This window comes from Shewanella sp. 10N.286.45.A1, assembly GCF_041470405.1.
Classification (GTDB): Bacteria; Pseudomonadota; Gammaproteobacteria; order Enterobacterales; family Shewanellaceae; genus Shewanella.
Map to the genome: position 1 here is coordinate 1 of NZ_JBFRMK010000161.1, position 3856 is coordinate 3856.

The 3856-nt window shown below is 42.3% G+C and carries 5 protein-coding genes; all 5 read left to right on the forward strand.

Going from position 1 to position 3856, the window contains the following annotated elements:
- Positions 1 to 164 precede the first annotated feature (164 nt).
- The 5 genes from AB4238_RS12740 to AB4238_RS12760 all read left to right on the forward strand — a co-directional run bounded on the left by AB4238_RS12740 (position 165) and on the right by AB4238_RS12760 (position 3701).
- On the forward strand, positions 165 to 872 hold the full coding sequence (locus AB4238_RS12740; RefSeq protein WP_055022541.1) for a response regulator transcription factor: 708 nt from the start codon (positions 165 to 167) through the stop codon (positions 870 to 872).
- On the forward strand, positions 869 to 2125 hold the full coding sequence (locus AB4238_RS12745) for a sensor histidine kinase (protein WP_372033772.1): 1257 nt from the start codon (positions 869 to 871) through the stop codon (positions 2123 to 2125). The genes AB4238_RS12740 and AB4238_RS12745 overlap by 4 nt, the downstream gene beginning before the upstream one ends.
- A gap of 164 nt (positions 2126 to 2289) precedes the next feature.
- The gene (locus tag AB4238_RS12750) at positions 2290 to 2463 is read left to right on the forward strand and encodes a hypothetical protein (protein ID WP_372033773.1); all 174 of its coding nucleotides are present in this window, start codon (positions 2290 to 2292) and stop codon (positions 2461 to 2463) included.
- Between the two features lie 330 nt (positions 2464 to 2793).
- Positions 2794 to 3231, forward strand: a complete 438-nt coding sequence (gene dtd, locus AB4238_RS12755) for a D-aminoacyl-tRNA deacylase (RefSeq protein ID WP_372033774.1) — start codon at positions 2794 to 2796, stop codon at positions 3229 to 3231.
- A 5-nt stretch (positions 3232 to 3236) separates the two neighbouring features.
- Complete coding sequence (locus tag AB4238_RS12760; protein ID WP_372033775.1) at positions 3237 to 3701, forward strand: thioesterase domain-containing protein; 465 nt, start codon at positions 3237 to 3239, stop codon at positions 3699 to 3701.
- The last annotated feature ends 155 nt before the right edge of the window (positions 3702 to 3856 follow it).

A 3856-nucleotide genomic window follows, 5' to 3' on the forward strand; every position in this document is an offset into this window, starting at 1 on the left:
TTATACTGATTGGTATAACGCATCGTTCGATTCAGTTAGACTGAGTATGTGATCTTATTGCTCAGTGAATGATGCTCGTTATGTGCAGCGTAACGGCTATTGAATACACAATTATTCGCGAGTGATAAAGCCTCGCACTGATATGGAATCTAAGAGGGAAAACAATGTCTGATCATTTGCAGTTACTTCTGGTTGAAGACGATATTGACCTAGCAACAGCGATTATTGATTACCTTGAACTGGAAGATATTCAGTGCGATCACGCAGCCAATGGCGCTGTCGGCGTTAATTTAATTGAAACCAATCAATACGATGTTGTGGTGTTGGATTTAAACCTGCCGAAAATGAATGGTCTTGAAGTGTGTGAACGTATACGCGCTCAAGGCATTGATGTACCAGTGCTAATGCTTACCGCCCGAGATACCTTAGATGATAAGTTAGTTGGCTTTTCAAAAGGGGCAGATGATTACCTCATTAAACCCTTTGCGATGGAAGAGTTAATTGTACGATCGCAAGTGCTATCACGCAGACGCAGCGGCGAGGTAAGTAAACTTATGGTAGCGGATTTAGCATTAGATCTGCACAGTAAAACGGCTACACGAAAACAGCAGCCGCTTAAATTGTCACCCACAGCGACTAAAATACTTGAGTGTTTATTACGAGAAAGTCCTAAAGTCGTTTCACGAGAAAAGCTCATGCAAAGTGTGTGGGGAGATGAGCAGCCAGACAGTAATAGTCTTAAAGTGCACATGTTTAACTTACGTAAAGCGGTGGATGGAAACTGCGAAGAAGCGCATAAGTTAATTCATACGATAACAGGCCAAGGCTTTGTTCTTAAAGTTGAATCTGAAAAGAGTGTGCCCACATCATGAAGATAAGACCCAGCATAAAAATATACTTTTTACTTGCCATGTTACTCACTGGCACTGTTATCGTTGTCGGCATGTCAGCTGTTGCGGTCAGTTATTTTTTTTCTGGGTTAGATGTTGCGATGACAAACTTTGTTCGCTCTCAAGCGAATGAAATAACATTAGAGGGCGACAAGCCCTTAACGATAGGGGAACTTACCGTCGCGACTCGTTGGGAGTCATTGCCCCAAGTGATCCAAGATAACATTGATGTTAATGACCTAGAGCCTAATCAGTTAACCAAAAAAATCGATGGGTTACCGATAATCGATCAACCCAAAAGAGCCTTGTTTGCAATGAAGGTAATATCTGGCGATACAGTGCGTTATGCCTCTGTCATGCTAGATAAGAAATACAAACAAAAGCGCAGTAATAAACCGCCGCAATTTATCTATATTTTACTTGTCGGATTGATTGCGATTATGTTGTTTTCATTAGTGCTTTTTTTAGTACTGCGCAAAGTCGCCAATCCCGTTGAACAGTTAAAAGAGTGGGCCAAATCGCTTGATAAAGACAAGCTAACTCAGCCTCGTCCTAATTTTCATTACAGTGAACTAAACACGTTAGCCGATATAGTACAGTCAAGTTTAAGCTCTGTGCAGGAAACCTTAGACAGAGAAAAACGCTTTTTAGGCTATGCAAGCCATGAACTGCGCACTCCTATTGCAGTTTCTCGTACCAATGCTGAGCTATTACGTAAAATGATAACGAAGCAATTGCCCGCAGAAAAACAACTGGCTGTGCTTGATAGAATTGAGCGAGCAGGGCTGACAATGACTGATTTAACTGAAACCTTATTGTGGTTAAACCGTCAAGAAGGCAAGTCATTACCGACCAGTGATGTGGCCGTTGGCGCGTTAGTCGAAGCGATTACAGCAGAGTTACATTATCTTTTACAAGGTAAAACGGTAGAAGTCACTTTGAGTACAGACGATACTGAATTAACCATGTCTGAAGGCTTATATCGGATCATTATTACTAACCTTATTCGTAATGCATTTCAGCATACTTTTAACGGCAAGGTGGTGATTGAGCAGTTAAACGATCACTTATCGATCACCAATTATAACCTTGACCCTGATGATCAAAATCAAGCGGATGATTTGGGCTTTGGATTAGGGTTAGAGTTAACTGAAAAATTAGTGAATCAATATGGATGGCATTATCAAGTGACAGAAGTCGAAGGCGGCCGCAAGGTTGAACTTAACTGTAAGTGATTGATAAAAAATGCCTGCCAGACGGGAGCTGGCAGGCATAAGAAATATATAGTGGACTAGCGGAGGTATTTGAACAGAAACTTACGGTTTTTCCTGAAGTGTATAAGTCCCGACTAGATCTAACATATCAACTTGATTAGTTTGTAGTAAGAGAGCGAGGGGCTGTGATCCAAGTGCAAGGTGCGGCAACCTTTGTTGATACGATTAGCATGGAAGAGATCGGCCGCTTTATACTGTGGACTGATGAAGGTTTACGCCAGGTTGGTAAGTCGCTACCTGAAGGCTCGGAAGATGTGATCAAACCGATCCCAGTAATGCAGAATATTCAGTCGATTTAAACAAGGCTCAAGGAAAATAAAGCCTAGGAGCAGAAAGCTCTAGGCTTTAGGCAAGGCTAAGAAAGATCCTAGAGAACGCTAACACAAATGACCTTACGGATGTGACTTGGTTACATACGGGGCTTTGCGCTTACGAAAAGTATGTCTCTTCTGTAGGTTGGGCTTTAGCCCATCAATTGTTTTTAGGATTTGTCGGCATAAATGCCAACCTACAGAATGCTGGAAAACTATTTTCCGTAAGTGAATTTGCGATCGTTCAGTTATCCGTAAGCGAAGCATTCGTCTTCGCTTTTTTATTTAAGTTATTAATTTTTAATGGAGAGAGTGTAAGTGATTGCCTTAATTCAACGTGTAAGTGAAGCTAACGTAGTCGTTGACGGTGAAACCATTGGAGAGATAGGTAAAGGCCTATTAGTACTGCTCGGAGTCGAGCGTGAAGATGATTTAGCAAAAATGGAAAAACTGGCGACTAAGGTGATGAGTTATCGAGTCTTTTCTGATGAAAATGGCAAAATGAATCTTAACCTAGAACAAGCTGGGGGCAGTTTGTTAGTGGTGTCGCAGTTTACTTTAGCGGCTGATACTGGTCGCGGCCTGCGTCCTAGTTTTTCTGGTGCAGGAACGCCTGATCAAGCGCGAGAACTTTACCAAGCCTTTGTTGATTTTTGTTTATCAAAAGGGGTTAACACTCAAACTGGTGAGTTTGCCGCTGACATGAAAGTCTCTTTGGTCAATGATGGCCCTGTTACCTTTAATTTGCAGGTATAGGAGTTATGCAAAAATTGGCTGTTGACGAAGATAGCTTATTAAAGCAGCTGCAAAACACTTGGTATCAAACGATTCCCGTTAGTCAGTTTATGCAGATCACGCCTGTTAGTTTTTCTGGGCAACATTTTAGTGTTACCGCGCCGTTGGCGCCGAATGTTAATCTGCATCAAACTATGTTTGCAGGCAGCATTTATACCCTGATGACACTAACGGGCTGGGGCATGGTTTGGTTGCAACAACAACTGGCGAAGGTTGAAGGTGATATTGTGCTAGCCGATGCCAATGTTCGTTATATTGCCCCTATTACTGCAGACCCTGTTGCGAGAGTAGATTGGGTCGATACAGATCTGTCGGCATTGCAACGTGGCAAACGAGTTCGGATCAATTTAACGATTGAGCTTTGGTGTGCTGATAAACAGTGTGCCGTATTTGAAGGTCGCTTTGTCAGCCTACCTAAAAGCCGTGAATAAACTCTTTACGTAAAAAAGCGGCATTGAATATATGCCGCTTCTATAGTCTCTAGCCGTTTACTTAGCGACAAAGTCATCCATTAGAATCACACCGAGCGGTGCACCTCCACCCATGTTATCTACTGCAGCTACGCTGTAAATCCCACTACTTGTCT

Coding starts and splice junctions, on each gene's coding strand:
- AB4238_RS12740 (WP_055022541.1), top strand. CDS start 165: ATGTCTGATCATTTGCAGTTACTTCTGGTTGAAGACGATATTGACCTA.
- AB4238_RS12745 (WP_372033772.1), top strand. CDS start 869: ATGAAGATAAGACCCAGCATAAAAATATACTTTTTACTTGCCATGTTA.
- AB4238_RS12760 (WP_372033775.1), top strand. CDS start 3,237: ATGCAAAAATTGGCTGTTGACGAAGATAGCTTATTAAAGCAGCTGCAA.